The sequence below is a fragment of the Sphingobacteriales bacterium genome, from assembly GCA_016699615.1.
In the GTDB taxonomy this organism is placed as follows: domain Bacteria; phylum Bacteroidota; class Bacteroidia; order Chitinophagales; family JADIYW01; genus JADJSS01.
Genome location: CP064984.1, coordinates 1,580,231 through 1,598,796 on the forward strand (window position 1 = coordinate 1,580,231; position 18,566 = coordinate 1,598,796).

Consider the following 18,566-nt stretch of genomic DNA (forward strand, 5'->3'; position numbering starts at 1 on the left):
TTTTTAAAAATCGTATTAGAATTTGAAAATCATATATAATTGTGCACCTGTGTGCAATGCATATTTTTTATCATTTAATGCGCCACCAAATTTATTATTTGTAGCATCAATTAGACCTTGATTCAATTTAAAACCAGCACCAATTCCTTTTCTTGATATAAATTCTGCACCAAAATTGATACCAGCATCAAATGGTTTGAACATTTTATTTCCACTTCCATCTTCTGGATTTTTTTCTTTTTTGTTTACATCTGCAGTATATTTAAAATCTTCTTTAGTTTCTAATTGAATTAAATATGAATACGATGCATAGCCACCAAAATTTATATTGAATATTTTTTTCTTACCTATGTATAATTTTGCTATCAATGGCACATCTAGAGAATAAAAATTAAGTGATGAATTTCCTCCATTAGAAATTATATTTGATTGAATTTTATTTCTACCACCTTTATTTAAGAAATTTACACCTGTTTCTAAGGCAAATGTTTTACCAAACTTATGCTCGAATGTAAGTCCAATCATCCCACCAACCTTGGTTAAATTTTTTGTTTGTTGTTCTGTTTGTCCTTCAAATTTTACACTGTTTGCACTAAATCCAAGATTAAAACCAATACGATTTGACTTGTCTGAGATGTCTTTTTTTGCAAAAGTATTCATACTTAATGCAACGAGTAATAAGAATGCTATTTTTTTCATATTGTACTTTTTAGTTAACTCAACAAATATAATACCACATAGTTATATATTCTACTAACAGTCAAACAAATACATGAAAACAATGAATTTATTATCCTTATTTATCATGAATTGATTGACGTTGTCCATTGCTATGTGCTTTAAACTCTGGTGCATACATACATTCTATTTGCGTTATTCCTGATGAGAAATTTCCTGAAAGTGATGCTCTAAGTGTATATTCAAATACATATGTACCTTTGTTTAACCAATCGATAAAGAAATGTGTAGCTACATCTTTTGTGGTTTCGTAGTAGCCAAATCCATCTTGCCATTTGTATTGTGATAATACATTTGTAGGTTCTGTACCTGCAGAACGCATATCTTTTAGATGTACATATTCTAAGTTTCTGTCAGTAGTTAATTCTATTCTCACTGTTATCAAATCGCCTACTTTTATTGGTGTTTTCTCAGTGATTTCCTTTAATACTGCACCTTTTTCTGTTTGTGCTTTTACAAAATATTTTTTCTGCAATTTTAAATTGGTATTTGCGCTTGTAATTTTATCTATGTCTTCAAAATATTGCCAATACATTGCACCATAAGCTGGTCCTTTATCTTTTTTCTTGATGCTAATATTTGCCATGCTTGGTTTTATCTCATTGGCTTCCCATTTTGTTTTATAATAACCTGTGCCTTCTTCTACTTGTGTTGGCGATACTTTTTTGTTATCTACAGTTACTTCTACAATTTGGTTGCTTTCAATCCAATTGCTTCCACTTAATAATAATGCGTAGCATGCTTCTGCTGTTGCTTTTGTTGTTTTCCAACTTGTAGTTTGTTTTTGTTTTAGCAACCAAAGCTTCATGGCATCAATTGATTTTTCGTCTTTTGTTATCTCTGAGAATGCTTCTATTAATAATGATTGCGTTTCTACTGGTGCTTCGTACCAATACCATGCGCCATTTTCTAATGCTTTCCAATACATGCCTAATTCTTCGCTGTTGATTGCATTTTGTCTGAATGATTCTATTATTGTATTGGCTACTTTAGCTTCATTATTTCTATTCATAATCATGCTTATCATCGCTTTGTTATACATATTATAATCATTCCAATATTGTTTTGATTGCGACAAGAAATAGTTGTATGCTTCTTGATTTTGTGTTGCAATTTTTTTATTAGAATAAAACGAACGCATGTATAAATAATGGATTTGGAAATAACTTGTATGGTTGTTTTTTATATAGTTATTATCGTATTTTCTTATATCATCAAAATCTTCTTTCATTCTATCGTCTAAGTATTTTAATGCTTTGTCTACCATTGATGCTATTCTATCATCTGTCTGTACATTGATAATTTTTAGTTGATTTAGATGTCCAATTCCTTCAATAATGTATTGTGTGATAAATCTATTTTCTGGCATTCCTGCAAACCACATAAATCCACCATTTGGTGCTTGCAATAGTACTAATTTGTCTAATGCAGCTTTTTGTTCATTTGCCATTTTGTTCAAATCAAACAACAATGCTATTCTTTTTTTCTGTTCTGTTTCGTTTTGTGCATCTCTTACCCAAGGTGATTCTTCCAATATTACATTTTTTAATTCTTGGTTTTTTTCTAGATTGCTCAGCAATGCATCACTTTTTGCATTGCTCCATTTTTCAAATACTTTTTTAATTTTTGGATTTGAGTTTGCAATATGCGACGCTAAAGTATTGGCATAATATCTTGAGAATAATTGTTCTGCACATTCGTAAGGATATTCCATCATGTATGGTAATGCTTGTACTGCATACCATGCTGGATTGCTTGACATTTCTAAGGTTAATGATTGGTGTTGTAGTGTTTTAGAATTATTATTTAATAGTTTTTTGAATACATATTTCTTATTGTCTTTGCCTGAAACCCAAAGTGGCAATGATTCTGTAACCAGCATTCTATTAGATAATACTGGAATTGTATTTTGCTCGCCATCGCTAAAGTTGTCTGCTTGTGCAATTATTTCATAAGTTACAGCATCAACACCTTTTGGTACAATTATTTTCCAAAATGCTGCTGTGTTTTGTCCTTTTTGTACTATAAAGCTTTGTGTAGGTGTATTTATTCTAAATGCATCGTTCACTTGCTTTCCTGTAATAGCATCTATTAAATTTAATGTAATTTTCCCATTCAGAATTTTATCAGATAAATTTGTAATTTTTGATGACAATTGAATGGTATCGCCTTCTCTCATGAATCTTGGTGTATTTGGTACAACCATTAATTCTTTTTGTGTGATGACACTTTTTTCGAATTGTGCTGTTTGTAAATCTTGTGTGTGTGCCAAGCCTAACATTTTCCATTTAGTTAATGTTTCTGGCATTGTAAATTCTATAACAACATTGCCTTCTTCGTCTGTTTTAAGTTGTGGAAAAAAGAATGCTAATTCACTTAAATTGGTACGTGGCACTATTTTCTTTGGTTCTTCCTTTTCTTCTATAACTGTGTCTAATTCTACATTTTTTAATTTTTTTGCTTCATCAAATTGTGCTGTTGGTGCTGGTGCTTCTTTTGCTTCTTCTGCGCTATAATCTAATACTGCACTTTCAACAGACATAGAACTTTTAAGCATCATTCCTTTACCATTTCTAATATTATAGTAGTATGGCGTACCTAGGAATAATCCAAACAGATTTAATCTATCGTAATTTTGATTTGTAGTATTGCCGTAATCATGCCATTTTTTTGAATAAAAAATGTTTGGATGACTAATGCCGAATCCATCATTTGCAGTAAATGAACTTAGATTGTTTGTAATTGGTTTGCCTTGTAAATAGAAACCTAATGAATGTGGTAAGAATGCATCTAAAGAAGCATCGTACATTGTTGTTAATAATTCAGATGATACTTTCTCTTTATTATTCCCTAGTATTTTTAGCTTCCATGTTTCTTTTTGTCCTGGCAATAATTTATCTCTGAATGTTTGAAATTCTATTTTTAAATCTTTTGTTGGGTATGGTACATTTACAAACTGTGCTTGACTGTGGAATCTATTTTCTAATATAGTGTATGCTTTTACTTGAATGCCACCTCTGTGTTCTTCTTTTATTGGAATTGAGATGGTTTGTATTGTATTATTTAAGTTTATTAATTTTCTTTCTATCCAACTGTTTTGGTGTTTAACTTCTAAGATGGCGTATACATTTTTTAATGATGAATTGATTTTTACTATTAATGTATCATTTGGCAACAATGTACTTTTATTCACTTTTAGGTTTAAGAAAGATTTTACATTTTCTGTTGTGCTATTAAATGAAGTAGCATTGAATGTATTAGAAAATTGTATTAGATTATTGTTCTTGTCTTTGCAAGCAAATTCTACAAGATAAGTTCCAGTTGCTAATTCATTTGGTTTGAAAATAATATTTTTTTGATTGTTTGTATTAAACTTAAATGTATATAATAATTTATTTTTCTCCCAATTAATTGGATTGTTTTCATTATTGTACACATCGTAAGGAAAAAGATTTTGATGTGCAATTTCTGAGATTAAATACTCATCGGTTGCTTCCCAAAGTTTTGCTTTGTATGGATTTTCAGGTACCGACAAACTGTATATTTTTACTTCTACATCAGTTGGTTCGTGCTGTCCATTTAAGTTATTTGTTATAATGCTTATTTTTTCTTCTTTTTGTACATCTATATTTTCTGGAATTTGCATTTGTACATCTATGGCTAAGTATCCAACTTTTACTTGCGTTTCGTTGCTTTGCGTTTCTCCATTGATGTCTGTAACGTCTACATTTATGTTGTAAGTAAAGTATGGTTTTAAGCTTTTATCTAAACTTAAATCTGGTATTGCATCAAAATTTATGGTGTACTTTCCGTTGATGTCTGTTGTGGTGCTACCAACCGAAATTATTTTTGGTGCTGTTGGTGGCATGTATGGTTTTCTCCAGTTCCACCAACACCAAATAGGAAAATGAGGTACACGTGTTACTGTATATTTTACTGTTGCGTTGTCTAAAACTGCTCCTGCATAACTTATTGCAGTTCCTGAAATTTTTACTGTATCATTTAAGTTGTATGCAGTTTTTACTGTATCAAATAGTACTTCAAATTTTGGTCTTTTGTATTCTTCTACTTGTATGTTTTTAGAGCCATAGCTAGTTTCTAATGTCATGCTGCCAAGCAAACCTGTAGCTGGTGCAATAAATGTGCCTGTAAATGAGCCAAAATTATTTGTTGTTAATTCTTGTCTACTTATTTCTTGATAGTTGGCGTCTCTGAAAATTACATTTACCTTTTGTTCTTTAAGTACTTTATTTTCTCCTTTAAAAGATTCGATGAAGATACCTTTGAAATAGATAGTTTGTGTTGGTCTATATATTGATCTATCTGTAAAAAGTTGAATGTTTTTTTGTGGTGTTGGTTCGCCTTCTTGATAATAGTATGTATAGTGTGTTTGTTCGCCAGCTAAGACTTCTGTGTTGTATTTTATTTCTACTTGAAAATAATTGTTGTAATTATATGTTTTATCAATATCTATTTTTTTACTTGCAAAACCTGCTTCATTCGTGGTTAGTTTTTCAACCAATATATATTTATTTTTTCTGGTGTTATAGTCGTACTCTCTTTTTAGTAAATTGACTGTTGCGTTTTTTATTGGTGTACTATTTTTTCTATCTAGTACATAAATTTCAAACACATTATCTTGTTGTTTTGTAGTGTAACTTAAGTTTGTTACAAATAGTGGATTTACAACAACTGCGCTTTTATCTTCTTTTACAGAAAATTGTGGATTTGTAGATGTCATTAACACATAAAATCCTGTTGAAAGTTCTGGCAGTATAATTTCGCTTTGATGTTGATTATAATCTAGCTTATTACTTAATTCTTGTGTCCAGCTTTTTTGTACTTTTCTATCGTTTAGTCTTTTAATTACATCTTCTTGAGTTTCTTTTCTTTAGTTTCAAATATTTTATCCTTGTCTTCGTAATTAATTCTCACAAATTTTAGATATATTTTCTGAACATTTTTATATGATACTAATGCTAAGTTCTTTTGATTTGGTATTAATGCTTTTTCTGTAGTGATAAAAATATGTTTTTGTTGTAGTGTTTTACTTATTGCAATACAGTTTTGCGCACCATTGCTATTTGGATAATATGCAACACATTCGTTACAAATTTTCATTACATTTTTTGCAGTAAATGTTTCTTTATTGTCTATCTTATTTTTTAGATAATCATTATTCAAATTTTGGTTTATAAATTGTGCTAGCAAAAAATACATATCATCTCCGTATGATGTTTTGGTATATTCTATTTTTGCATCATTTAATGCTAAAAAATATAAATACAATGCCTCATCTTTATCAAAATAATGTTCTCTAACGTATTGCAATCTTTTCACATCAGCATCAGCAAGTGCTTCCATATTCGATTTGTCTGCCAATCTAAATTTCAGTAAGTCTTGGTATATCTTTAAAACTCTAAAACTATTAGAACTTGTATCTTGTGTGGTGATAGATAAATTTACAAAGTCATTTACATCATCAAAATATTTTTTATTGTCGATGCTGAATGCATTTGCTGGCTCAGCAAAATTTGCAAAATCTATATTAAAAAAATCTATTGCTCTATGTGCTAAAAAATCATATAGTGTTGGTCTAAATATTTTAGAGTTTTTTTCACTAACGATAATGTCATTAATCTTATCTAATTTTATGCTTTGTAATATTTCTTTTTGGCTTAATGATGCAAGATAATGTTGACTAATATTTTCTGCTAATGTTTGCAAATCCCAAGTTCTAAAATCATCAGATTGTATTTCCTCAGTTTTTGTTCTGTCATCAAATTTCCAAGAATTGCTATTGTAATATTGGTGTAATAATTCTGCCAAAATACTATGTAATAATGCTTTTTCTGCACCATTTGATGTTGCAATATTTTTGTTGATTTCTTGTACTATTTTAAGCTCACTTTCTTCTTCTAAAACCATTTTGTATTTATACTTATACAAATTTGATTTCATCATTGCATTCATATCATTATTCTTTTTGGCTATTTCCAAAAATTGTTCAACCAATGCTAATGCATCTTTTGTTTTGCTTTCATTTTCTAGCTTTTGGACTTTATTCCAATCAATTTCTTTGTTTTCCATGCTCTGCGAATATATTTTTGATGAAGTCAATATTAGCAACACAATCATCGAATATTTTAGTACTACATTCATATCATTTAATTGTTTTTATTTAAAAAAAGATTCACTCTATGTTCTACATTTTCTCTAATATTCATATAGAATAAACTATAATCATGAATATGATAGTTGTTTTTTAATAATGGTACATACCCTGAAATATTTGGTTTCTGTATTTCAAGAATTCCGTTGCCACATTTTGCGCCAAGTAGTTTCGGGAAAATTTCATTTTTATTTTTTTTTATTCCACCTAAATTTTTCGATGCATCTACAAATTCATTTGTTGTATTCCAACTCAATGGATTAACTACCATTGCGCCTTTGTATGCATCAGAAAAAGATCCATCTGTGCCTAATAAAAATGCATTGTAAGAAATAATTGCACCTAAGCTGTCTGCATGTTCTGCAACTTTTAAATATTGAAATTGATTTGGGAATGTTGGATAGCCTATTAAATATGCTGCAACTAATTGTTTGTGCAAATCCTTACCATCAAAAAAATCTTTCAACAATCTTGCTGCATGCATGCTACCTTGTGAGTGTCCTGCAATTACAATTGGTCTACCTTGATTATAATTCTTTAGGTAATACTCAAACGCTGCTTTTATATCTTGATATGCTGTATTGAATGCTTCTTTAGATTTGTCTGAGTTTCTTGCAAAGAAATTATGCAAAACTGCTTGTTGGTATCTTGGTGCATATACTTTGCAAGCTGCATTAAAAACACTTGCTTGATATTGTATGCATAATTCATCAGTTTGTTTGTTCACTCTATCATTATCTAAGCTTGTATTGCCAGAAATCTTTAAGCCATAAATATCTGTTGTTGGATGAATATAGAAAACATCTGCTTTTGCTATGGATTGATTGTTTTTTATAGACGTGTTTGGCGTCCAATTTGAGTTGTTTGAAACTTGTGGTAATGCTGCCCAATTTTGCGTTTGTGCATAGTCTGTAACTTGTGCAAAAGCAACTTTTTGTAAAAGAAATAATAGAAATAACAATCTACCCATTTGACGTATTCAAATTTATTTTCATATAAAATTAATTCCAATTTTTATATTTGTATGTTAAGTATTGTTATCAGTAATAAATATGACACAAGATTTGAATTATTAATGAAAAACTCTTGTATTTTAGTACTCATAAATAAGTATAAGAATTAGATTGTATGAATACGATTCAAACGTTTTTATTAGAAAATAAATCAATAGTAAATATTGTTGTAGTTGCAATAATTTTTACTTTTACTTTAGCTGCTGGAAAATTTATAAAATATACAGTATCAAACTTAATTATTAAAAAAACTGGTGATGAAATAACAGGTAACTTTGTTGGCCGTATTTTTAGTATAATTGTTTTTGCAACTGGTATTTTGCTTTGCTTAGAAAAATTAGGCTTAAAATCTTTTTCTAATAAAATATTAGCTGGTGCTGGATTGACAACATTTATTATTGGTTTTGCACTTAAAGATATTGGCGAAAACTTTTTAGCAGGAATTGTATTGGCGCTCAATAAGCCATTTCGTGTTGGTGATATTATACAAGTAGATAGTATAATTGGCGAGGTGGCGTCTGTTACATTAAGAGAAACAACCATAAAAACGAATGATGGCAAAGATATCTATATTCCTAATTCTAAGTTGATTACTAGTCCATTGACAAATTATACAGTTGATGGTTTCCAAAGATTTGAATTAAAAATAGAAATTGAAGGCTATACATCAGATACAAATATACTCATGCAAAACATCAAAGATGTTATCAACGAACATAAGAGTGTAATTGAAAAAAAAGAAAAAGTTACAGATGTACATTTAGTTCAAATTAAGCAACAAAACATGAGTTTCTTGTTATACTATTGGTTGTATGATTTTCATTTCAATATGAATGAAGAGCAAATAAAAACAACTATTATGTTGCAACTAAAAGATTATTTTAATCAGAATAATATAAAGTTAGTTTCTATTGCTTAGTTGCTGTTTTTTATTTTAATATCTTATTCTGGAATAGTAATAAGATAGCTACACCTACTGTAATGTAAGCATCTGCAACATTGAAAATGTATGGAAAAAACTCTGTGTATCTGCCACCAACAAATGGAATCCATTCTGGTAAATTGTCATTATACAATGGGAAATAAAACATATCTACAACTCTACCTTTGAACCATGTTCCATATGATTCTGCAGGAAATAGTGTTGCAATTTCACTAGGTGTGCTTTCGCTAAATATTTTACCATAAAATACACTATCTATAATATTTCCTACTGCGCCTGCAAAAATTAAGGACATACATACTACAAATAGATAATTTGCGTGCTTGGTTTGTATTTGTTTGCGAATATAATAAGCAATAAATATGACAACAATTATTCTAAAAAATGTCAATAATAATTTGCCTATGCCTCCACCAAAGCTAAGTCCGAATGCCATGCCTTCATTTTCTACAAAACTGATGCTTGCCCAATCTCCTAAATAATAATTATGCTCACCAAGATACATATTGAGCTTTACATATATTTTAGTAATTTGGTCTATTATAATTAGTATAAATATAAATAAAATCGCAAATCGTTGTTTGTTCATGGTACAAATATATAATTATATTTCTTTTCCATCAAGCGTTTGTATCTGATAATCTGTCAATTTCAGGCTACTATCTTGAATTAATTTTATCCATTTATTTGTTTTTGCATACCATTTCATTCTAAAAGAAAGTGTGCCTTTTTTTAGAAATGCATAAATGAAAGGATGCACAAAAAGTATAAAACTCTTTTCTTTGTTGTTGCTCAATCTTTCCAAATCATTATAAATATGCTCTACAATTTGCAATGGTTCTTCTATTTTAGCTTTGCTATTTACAATATCTTCAGAAACATCAATAGATACTTGTTCTTTCACTCTTTGGCGTGTTATTTCCATCAACCCAAATTTGCTTATTGGTAACAAGACATGTTTTGCTTTATCTGTTTTCATGGCTTCTTGCATTATCTCCAATAGTTTACTTTTATTGGATTGAGATTTCATATCAATAAAATCTATTACTATGATACCACCAAGGTTTCTTAATCTCAATTGTCTTGCAATTTCTACAGCTGCGTCTGAGTTTATGTTGAAAGCATTTGTTTCTTGGTCTATATCTTTTTTAATCTTCGGGCCACTGTTCACATCCACAACGTGCAATGCTTCTGTGTGTTCGATGATTAGATAAGCACCAGATTTTAATGTTACTATTTTCCCAAATGCTGTTTTCACTTGTTTGCTGATATCATATTCTTCAAAAATTGGTGTATGTGATTGATGTTTTTGCAACAACTGTGATTTATCTGGGATATATTCTTCAAGATATCTTTTTAAATCACTTTGTATGGCATCATCATCAGTTACTATACGTTCAAATGTATCATTCAGCAAATCTCTAATTATTGTAAAAGATTTAGAAACCTCACGATATACACAGACTTCCTTTTGTTGAAGATATAGCTTTTTTGTAATACTTATCCATTTCTGATAAAGTATTTGAATGTCTTTTTGTAGTTCTGCTTCTGAGATATTTGCGGCATTGGTACGAACAACTACGCCAAAGCATTTAGGTTTTATTTGTTGGCAAATTTGATGTAGTCTATTTCGCTCATCTTCATTTACTATTTTTTTGCTAATGCCTATAGATTCATTAAATGGTGTAAGCACAACATATCTACCAGGAATTGAGATTTCGCAAGTAAGTCTTGCGCCTTTTGTAGACATTGCCTCTTTTGATACTTGAAATAGCAACAACTGTCCTTTTTCAAGAACTTGTTCTATATTACCATCTTTTTCGATTAATGGTTCTAGGCTAAACGACTCCAAAGATGTTATGTCTTGCGTTGTACGTGCTGCATCAGTGTATGCTTTTAAGCACTTAACGTATGGACTTAAATCTGAATAATGAATAAAAGCATCTTTATCTTGCCCTATATCAACGAATGCTGCATTAAGGGCAGGATTTAGTTTTTTTACTCTTCCTAAATACATATTACTTGCAACACAATCGTTGCTTTCATATGCATCTAAGTGGTATTCGACTAATTTTTTATTTTCTAGAAGCGCAATTTCAACACCTTTGGAATTAGCATGTAATACTAATTCTCTTATCATATTTGGGTTTGTTTAGTTGAAAATTACTTTTTCTTTTTATGTCTATTTTTTCTTAGTCTCTTTTTTCTTTTGTGCGTAGCAATCTTATGTCTTTTTCTTTTTTTTCCAGAAGGCATAATTGTTATTTTTTTAATTCGTTAATAAATTGTTCTATTTCTTTGTCAAATTCTGGATTGTTTACCAGCGTTTTGCATAATTCCATCAATTGTATTGCTTTTTGTTTGTTCCCTAATTCTGCCTCAGTAAATGCTAAAAAATAAATAGCTTCTGTGTTTTGAGGATCAAGCTGCAATACTTTCTCTAATCTTTCTTTTGCCTTGTCATATTGTCCAGATTGTAGTGATAATCTTCCCAAAGTTGTTAATGCAACTAAATTTTCTGGATTTTTTTCTACAATGCCTTTCAATATTTCAATTCCTTTCATTGGTTCTTGTCCATCCTGCACATAAATTTCTGCCATTTGTATTTTAGCATCAACGTTATCTGGCTCAAAATCAAGAACTTTTTTGAAAGATTGGAGTGCAAATGTAATGATATTATTTGATATATTACTATCTCTGTTAATTTTATATGCACTCATCAATGCATAGCCTGCATTTTCATATGCAGCAGGTGTATTTTTGATTTGTGCTTGTTTGTATTGATAGTAGGCATATAGGTTTGCTTGCTTTGCATCTTTACATGCATGAATGATGCGTTCAATAAGCTGTGTGTCTTTCTCTTGTTGTTTAGCTAAGTTGATTAAAGTAACTAAAGAATCTGGAAGTTGATTATTCTTGATGATGGTTTGCTCGTAGGTTTCAAAATCAATAACATTAGAAACGCTTGCTTTTGCTTCTTCTTCTGATTTCTTTTTGGTAGTTTTCCCAAAGAAAAAAAGCAATCCAACCAACACAATGGCAACACCCAACAATATCCACTGCTTATTTTGCAAATGTATTATGATTTTACTACTTTAGATTCTTTGATTTGCAGTAAGAATTGTTTTGACGGCTTAAAAGATGGAATATCATGCTCTGGAATTTCTATTGATGTACCTTTTTTTATGTTTCTTCCAATTTTTGCTTTTCTTGTTTTTCTTATAAAAGAACCAAATCCTCTAACATAAATATTTTCTCCTTCCGCCAAAGAATCTTTTACTTCTTTAAAAAATGCTTCTACAGTAACAATAACATCTACTTTTGGCACACCTGTTTTCTCTGAAATAATCGAAATGATATCTGCTTTTCTCATGTAATTTAAATTATAGGGCAAAGTTGCAAAAATTGTTGTTATTTTAAAAATATAAATCTTTATTTATAGTTTTGTTCATATTAAGTATCTATGAATAACTTTAGCAAAATGCTTATAGAATGGTATAATTTGAACAAAAGAACATTGCCATGGAAAAAATCTTTTGATGTATATCAAATATGGTTGTCTGAAATTATCTTACAACAAACTAGAATTGAACAAGGAACGCCTTATTATCTAAAATTTATTGATAAATATCCTACAATTGTAGATTTTGCTAACGAAGACATTGGAAATATTTTGAAACTTTGGGAAGGTTTGGGCTATTATAGTAGAGCTAGAAATATGCATCATACAGCAAAACATATTCGTGATACATACAATGGCATTTTCCCAAATAACTACGAAGACATTAGAAAACTAAAAGGAATTGGTGATTATACTGCTGCTGCTATTGCGTCGTTTAGCTATCAGTTGCCATATGCTGTTGTAGATGGCAATGTGTACAGAGTTTTGTCTAGAATTTTTGGCATTGATATTCCTATTGACACTACTGCTGGCAAAAAATATTTTCAGCATAAAGCACAAGAGTTGCTAAATAAAAAAAATCCTGCGGAATACAACCAAGCCATTATGGATTTTGGCTCACTAGTTTGTTCGCCAAAAAACCCACAATGTACATCTTGTCCATTTAGTTCCAATTGTATTGCTTACCAACAAGATAAGATTAGCACTTTGCCAGTAAAATCAAAGAAATTAATTAAAAAGAAAAGGTTCTTTCATTATTTTGTATTTAACAACCAACAAGAAATTATACTACACCATAGAAACAACCAAGATATATGGAAACTCTTGTATGATTTTCCTTGTATAGAAACGGATTCTGAAAAAATATTGGACAATGACTTAAAGAAATATAAAATAAAGAAACTACCCAATCCAATCCAATTGAATCAAGTTTTGACTCATCAAAATATTGATGCTTACTTCTATGATATGGATTATTTGCCTAAGCAAATTCCAGATGCATGTATTGTTGTAAAAGTAAAAGATATACAACAATATACATTTCCAAAAATTATCAGAAATTATTTGAAATGTAAAAATTTATAATTATCTTAGTTCTATTAATACTATCTCTATAACAAATAAATAATTGGCTATGAGTGTAAATAAGGTAATTTTGATTGGAAGATTAGGAAAAGATCCAGAAGTAAGAAAAATAAATGAAACAACTACCGTATGTAATTTTCCTTTAGCAACTAGAGAAGTTTATAAAAACAATGATGGTACTTATAATGAACAGACTGAATGGCATAATATAGTAATGTGGCGTGGTGTGGCAGAACGTGCAGAACGCATTCTAAAAAAAGGTTTTAACGTTTTTATTGAAGGAAAAATTAAAACAAGAAGTTGGGATGATAAAGAAGGTCACAAAAGATATACTACAGAAATTGTTGTTGAAAATTTTCAGCTATTAGAAAAAAAAGTAGCAACAGATACTAGTAATACTCAACAAGAAAACATATCTTCACACACAAATACAGATGACATAGAGCAAAACTATGATGATGATTTGCCATTTTAAAGCATAAAATAGAAAAAACTTGGACGACGGTATTCCCATACATGTTTTAAATATTCTTCTAACACCTAATATCTTCAATCCTATAAATCAAATTGTTGTTTATGGTTTGGTTGTTGTCCTCATTTTATTATTTCTTTCTGCAATACTCAGCTCTGCTGAAGTTGCCATATTCTCGTTGGACAACAAACAACTGAATAAAATGGAAGAAAACGGCGATAGTACAGACAAAGCCATCTTGGATAGAATAAAAAATCCTAAAGAATTGCTTGCAACATTAGTACTAAGCATTACATTGTTTAATCTTGGTGTTGTTATTGTATTTGAATCTGTTTTTGAAAATCTATTCAATCCAGTGTACATGCATGAGCATAAAACACTAGAATTTATAGTAAAAATAGTTTTTGAAACATTGGTCATTGTTCTTTTTGCAGAAGTGATTCCCAAAGTTTATGCAACACAAAACAATTACAACATCAGTAGAACATTAATCAGACCTATTATTTTTTTAAGTAAAATATTTTCCATATTCACAAATGGATTAATTGTAATTTCAACATTCTTAGAAAAAAGGCTACAAACCAACGAACAAAATCTTACAGCACAAGATATTGATGAAGCAATAGACATTACATCAATAGATGAAGACATAAAAAATGATTCTAAAATTCTGAAAGGTTTGGTAAAATTCGGAAATATTACTGTTACTCAGATTATGAGATCAAGAGTAGATGTAATTGCCATAGATACTGATTCAAATTTCAAAGAATTATTAGATACAGTAAAAGAATCTGGCTATTCTAGAATACCAACATACAAAGATGATATAGATAAAATTACAGGAATTGTGTATGCCAAGGATTTATTGCCACATTTGGATAAAAGCGAAGATTTTCAATGGCAAACTATTATTCGACCTGCATTTTTTATTCCAGAAAATAAAAAAATAGATGACCTTTTAGAAGATTTTAGAACTAAAAGAGTGCATATGGCAATTATTGTTGATGAATATGGTGGCACATCAGGCATCATTACTCTCGAAGATATTTTGGAAGAAGTAATTGGCGAAATAAAAGATGAGTTTGATGATGTAACAGAAATAGATTACAAAAAACTAGATGCCAACAATTATATATTTGAAGCAAGAACAAATATCAATGATTTTTGCAAAGTATTGGAAATAAAAAATGACTCATTTGATGCTGTTATTGGTGACGCAGATTCTTTGGCTGGGTTAATGCTTGAGCTGTATTCTGATTTACCAAAAGAAGGCGATGAGCTAAACTACAATCAATATAAATTTACTATTCTAGAAGCAAACGAAACGAGAATAATTAGAATAAAAGTTACCATCAATAATGATTAGTTTGTAACCATCAGTTTTGAAATATAAATAGTATTTTCTGCACTATTTACAATTCGTACAGTATACATACCTTTTTCTAAGTTAATATTTATTGGCTCAGCACTTCGTGCAATCATCTTTCTTTCAAGCACCTTTTCGCCAACAATATTTATTATTTGTAATTCAATTTCTTTCTGTTCAATATTATTATCATAATCTACAAAAAACTGATTGCTTGTAGGATTTGGATATACATTAAATGTTTGATAATTATTCTTTTTAATTGGTGTTGTTCTATCATTACAAACAACATTATTATGCAGAAAAGTTGCAGTTGTAGCAAGTAAAAAAGCTCTATCTTCTGCGTTTGCAGTTTTATCAGCAGGATGGTCAATTTTATCAAATGTATAAAATTCGTAAGTTGCACCTAAAGTTTTTTGTCTTTGAGCTATTTGCTTACTACCATAAAACTGATTTAAATGACAAGCTACAGTTACAAAACAGCCTTTGTCGTATGGTACTGTCAAGTCTATACCATGATGAAACGCAATAAATTTTATATCTTTATTATTGTTCAAATAATTTAAATTATCAATAGCACCACTACAACTTACTATAGCTTTCACACTATTTCTTGAAGTATATCCAGCGTTTCCACTATTTCCTTCTAAGCCACCTAATGCTGTAAAGTTTCTTCGAAAATCTACAGATGCTTCATCCAAATCATCAATATATGTAGCATGTAAACAAGCAATTGCTCCAGCAGAAGAACCATATAATATTATTTGTGAAGTATCAATTCTATAAATATTGCCATTCTCAGCTACATCTTTTTTAAAAAATCGTATAGTAGCATTTATGTCATGTACAACACGTATCATAGCTTTGTACCAATTGTTTTTATCTGCAAAATTTAAAATAGGTGTTAATAAATTTGTTTGCTCTACTCTATACTCAATATTTGCTGTCACATAGCCTTTTCTTGCAAAATATTTGGCATTCTCATCAATAGATTGGTCTGTTCTGCTACCACCAATAAACGAACCACCATGTACAAATATCATCAATGGCCTTAAGCTCAAAGTATCATTTTCTGGTTCATAAACATCTAGTAGCAAATCAGTTGAAACATCTTTGCTATCAAGGTTGTTACCATACTTTATGTCTTTATGGGTAATTAATGTACTACTTATATCTTCTAGATATCTATCGCCACATTGAGCAAATATTATATGTTGTGATAGCAATACAACAAAACAAAATAAAATGTTATTTTTCATTATACACAAGTCTAGTTATGGTTATAAAGTTAATGAATCATACTTATATATTCAATAATTATTAAAGATTATACTGTGTACGCCCAATCTCAATATTAAAAAATTGACGTTTTGGTAATTACGACTTAAACAAATCTTGACAAAAAATACTTAATTTAGTTGGTTCAATTATTTTTTATTATAAAGTAAAACATTGTATGGGAAAAAATACTGGATTTTTAGAGTTCAAGAGAGAATTGCCAAGCTACAGAAAGCCAGCAGATAGAGTAAAAGATTATAAGGAATTTTATGAGCCATTTTCAGATGAAAAAACAAATCATCAAGCTGCAAGATGCATGGATTGTGGTGTTCCATTCTGTCATAATGGATGCCCACTAGGAAATATTATTCCAGAGTTCAATGATGCTGTTTATCAAAACGATTGGAAGCTAGCTTACGATATTCTTACTTCTACAAATAATTTTCCAGAATTTACAGGTAGAATTTGTCCTGCACCATGCGAATCTTCATGTGTATTAGGAATCAACCAACCACCAATTGCTATTGAGCACATTGAAAAATCAATAATAGAAAAAGCATTTGAATTAAACTTTGTAAAACCACAAGTACCAAAACAAAGAACAAATAAAAAAATCGCAGTTATTGGCTCTGGTCCATCAGGACTTGCAACTGCACATCAACTAAATAAAGCTGGACACTCAGTTACTGTATTCGAAAGAGCTGACAATATTGGTGGATTACTTCGATATGGTATCCCAGATTTCAAACTAGAGAAAAAAGTAGTTGAAAGAAGAGTAGAATTAATGGAAAAAGAAGGCATTGAGTTTAAAACAAATGCCAATGTTGGTAGTAATGTAAGTACAGAAGAAGTGCTTAAAAACTTTGATGCAATTGTATTGACTGGTGGCTCCACAATACCAAGAGATTTGCCAATTCCAGGTAGAAATTTAAAAGGAATTTATCCAGCAATGGAATTCCTTTCTCAACAAAACAAAAGAGTATCAAATATTGAAACAACAGTAGACCATCAAGGAAATCCATATCAAAATGGTGATTTATTTGCAACAGACAAACATGTTGTAGTTATTGGTGGTGGCGACACAGGCTCTGACTGTGTTGGTACTTCTAATAGACATGGTGCTGCATCTATTACCCAAATGGAATTATTATCTAAGCCACCATTGGAAAGAGCAGAATCTACACCATGGCCAATGTACCCATTGGTATTAAGAACATCATCATCACACGATGAAGGTTGCCAACGTGAATGGTCTATCTTAACAAAAGAATTTATTGGCGACGAGAATGGAAACTTATCTGGAATAAAGATTGCAGAAATTGAATGGAAAACAATTGATGGAAGAGCGCAATTTGTAGAAACACCAGAAACCGAAAGAGTTATTCCTTGTCAACTTGCATTATTAGCTATGGGCTTCTTACATCCACAACACGATGGATTGCTAGCACAGTTGGGCGTTGAAATAGATGAAAGAGGCAATGTAAAATCTGACAATTACCAAACAAATATTCCAAAAGTTTTTGCTGCTGGAGATATGCGTCGTGGACAAAGCTTAGTTGTTTGGGCAATTAGCGAAGGAAGAGAATGTGCTTATGAAGTAGATAAATTTTTAATGGGCGAAAGCTTATTAGAAAGAAAAAGTACATCTATGCTTGCTTTAGATTAATTGACAACGCACTTCCTAAAAAAGCTTACAATTATTGAATACCTCGTCTAAAACAGATGTTATCACCTGTTTACCTGTCAGAAGTAAAGAGTTCAGTGTTTTTTTTTAATAAAAAGACATTATAAATAAAGTATAAAAAAGTTGCGTCATTGCGAACGAAGTGAAGCAATCTAAAACAACAAATTATAAAACGTTCAAGCATCAACCCACGGCTGACTGTCGACTGCCGACTATCATGGCATTAGAAAAATAGCGTTAAGAAAATAAGCGTCGAGCGTAAAAAAAGTTTTGCTGTTTGAAGTTCTGCTTTGTAGAAGCAGAACAAGTTTAAAACTTTTAGCGAAGACGAATATTTTTAGCGTAATTTTTCGTAAGCCTTGATTGTTCTTTGTTACTTTCTTTGTATCAAGACAAAGAAAGTAAATGCACTGT

Annotated in this window: 14 protein-coding genes; 5 read left to right on the forward strand and 9 right to left on the reverse strand. The window is 30.2% G+C overall.

All coding sequences use genetic code 11. The features are described 5' to 3' along the window. Window positions 1–15: 15 nt before the first annotated feature. From IPK18_07565 to IPK18_07580, 4 genes are all read right to left on the reverse strand, one after another. Window positions 16–699, reverse strand: coding sequence for a PorT family protein (locus IPK18_07565; protein ID QQR96778.1), 684 nt, complete (start codon window positions 697–699; stop codon window positions 16–18). A 97-nt stretch (window positions 700–796) separates the two neighbouring features. Continuing rightward, a complete protein-coding gene (locus tag IPK18_07570) occupies window positions 797–5,479 on the reverse strand; it encodes an alpha-2-macroglobulin (GenBank protein QQR96779.1) in 4,683 nt (1,560 codons plus the stop codon). A gap of 125 nt (window positions 5,480–5,604) precedes the next feature. Beyond that, a complete protein-coding gene (locus IPK18_07575; GenBank protein QQR96780.1) occupies window positions 5,605–6,900 on the reverse strand; it encodes a hypothetical protein in 1,296 nt (431 codons plus the stop codon). A 5-nt stretch (window positions 6,901–6,905) separates the two neighbouring features. Continuing rightward, complete coding sequence (locus IPK18_07580) at window positions 6,906–7,880, reverse strand: DUF3089 domain-containing protein (GenBank protein ID QQR96781.1); 975 nt, start codon at window positions 7,878–7,880, stop codon at window positions 6,906–6,908. Window positions 7,881–8,038: 158 nt separating this feature from the next. On the opposite strand from IPK18_07580, the gene IPK18_07585 reads away from it, so the two are divergent. Continuing rightward, window positions 8,039–8,842: a mechanosensitive ion channel gene (locus IPK18_07585; GenBank protein QQR96782.1), complete on the forward strand. Its 804-nt coding sequence runs from the start codon at window positions 8,039–8,041 to the stop codon at window positions 8,840–8,842. A 10-nt stretch (window positions 8,843–8,852) separates the two neighbouring features. On the opposite strand, the gene IPK18_07590 is transcribed toward IPK18_07585, so the two are convergent. The 4 genes from IPK18_07590 to IPK18_07605 form a co-directional block, all read right to left on the reverse strand. Continuing rightward, the gene (locus IPK18_07590) at window positions 8,853–9,455 is read right to left on the reverse strand and encodes a lipoprotein signal peptidase (protein QQR96783.1); all 603 of its coding nucleotides are present in this window, start codon (window positions 9,453–9,455) and stop codon (window positions 8,853–8,855) included. 15 nt (window positions 9,456–9,470) lie between these two features. Further along, a complete protein-coding gene (locus tag IPK18_07595) occupies window positions 9,471–11,006 on the reverse strand; it encodes an Rne/Rng family ribonuclease (protein QQR96784.1) in 1,536 nt (511 codons plus the stop codon). Window positions 11,007–11,127: 121 nt separating this feature from the next. Continuing rightward, window positions 11,128–11,940 (reverse strand): tetratricopeptide repeat protein, encoded by an 813-nt coding sequence (locus IPK18_07600; GenBank protein ID QQR96785.1) that lies wholly within the window; start codon window positions 11,938–11,940, stop codon window positions 11,128–11,130. A 5-nt stretch (window positions 11,941–11,945) separates the two neighbouring features. Beyond that, the gene (locus tag IPK18_07605) at window positions 11,946–12,239 is read right to left on the reverse strand and encodes an integration host factor subunit beta (GenBank protein QQR96786.1); all 294 of its coding nucleotides are present in this window, start codon (window positions 12,237–12,239) and stop codon (window positions 11,946–11,948) included. 90 nt (window positions 12,240–12,329) lie between these two features. On the opposite strand from IPK18_07605, the gene mutY reads away from it, so the two are divergent. Genes mutY through gldE form a run of 3 tightly spaced genes read left to right on the forward strand, consistent with a single transcriptional unit; the run spans window position 12,330 to window position 15,190 of the window. Beyond that, window positions 12,330–13,352, forward strand: a complete 1,023-nt coding sequence (mutY, locus tag IPK18_07610; protein ID QQR96787.1) for an A/G-specific adenine glycosylase — start codon at window positions 12,330–12,332, stop codon at window positions 13,350–13,352. 49 nt (window positions 13,353–13,401) lie between these two features. Next, entirely contained in the window at window positions 13,402–13,827 is a 426-nt protein-coding gene (gene ssb, locus IPK18_07615) for a single-stranded DNA-binding protein (protein QQR96788.1), read from the forward strand. 19 nt (window positions 13,828–13,846) lie between these two features. Beyond that, window positions 13,847–15,190: a gliding motility-associated protein GldE gene (gene gldE / locus IPK18_07620; GenBank protein ID QQR96789.1), complete on the forward strand. Its 1,344-nt coding sequence runs from the start codon at window positions 13,847–13,849 to the stop codon at window positions 15,188–15,190. Here the strand turns inward: gldE and IPK18_07625 are convergent. Next, the gene (locus IPK18_07625; protein ID QQR96790.1) at window positions 15,187–16,449 is read right to left on the reverse strand and encodes a T9SS type A sorting domain-containing protein; all 1,263 of its coding nucleotides are present in this window, start codon (window positions 16,447–16,449) and stop codon (window positions 15,187–15,189) included. The genes gldE and IPK18_07625 overlap by 4 nt on opposite strands. A 197-nt stretch (window positions 16,450–16,646) precedes the next feature. Between IPK18_07625 and IPK18_07630 the strand changes: the two genes are divergently transcribed. Next, window positions 16,647–18,134 carry a glutamate synthase subunit beta gene (locus tag IPK18_07630; protein ID QQR96791.1) on the forward strand — a complete coding sequence of 496 codons (1,488 nt, stop codon included), beginning with the start codon at window positions 16,647–16,649 and terminating at the stop codon, window positions 18,132–18,134. The last annotated feature ends 432 nt before the right edge of the window (window positions 18,135–18,566 follow it).